1 protein-coding gene is annotated in these 342 nt (G+C 46.2%); it reads left to right on the top strand.

The features are described 5' to 3' along the window. A partial coding sequence (locus tag PSH54_RS20685) for a hypothetical protein (RefSeq protein ID WP_273607019.1) occupies positions 1-342 on the top strand: 342 nt, incomplete at both ends.

Here is a 342-nt window from a genome sequence, read left to right on the forward strand (position 1 = left end):
GTTACTATAAACGGCACTGCCGTAGGCGTAGAAAATGGGCAAACGGTCACCGTAGTAGTGAGTGATGGCACAAACAGTGAAACCTTCAGCGCAATAGTAACTGATGAAGCGTACACAATCACAGGTGTAGACGTATCAGCACTTAACAACGGCACATTAACAGCCACAGCCACAGTGAGTGACATTGCAGGTAACATAGTTAGCGATACAGACACCGCAACTCACGATAAAACAGCCGTCACTAGCATAGAAGTAGCGACGGGCGATGACACCGTTATAAATACCGCAGAGCAAGAAAACGTAGTAGTAAGCGGTGTAATAGAAGAAGCAGATACAAGCCAA

The sequence above is a fragment of the Pseudoalteromonas sp. Angola-30 genome (assembly GCF_028599215.1).
Lineage (GTDB): Bacteria > Pseudomonadota > Gammaproteobacteria > Enterobacterales > Alteromonadaceae > Pseudoalteromonas > Pseudoalteromonas atlantica.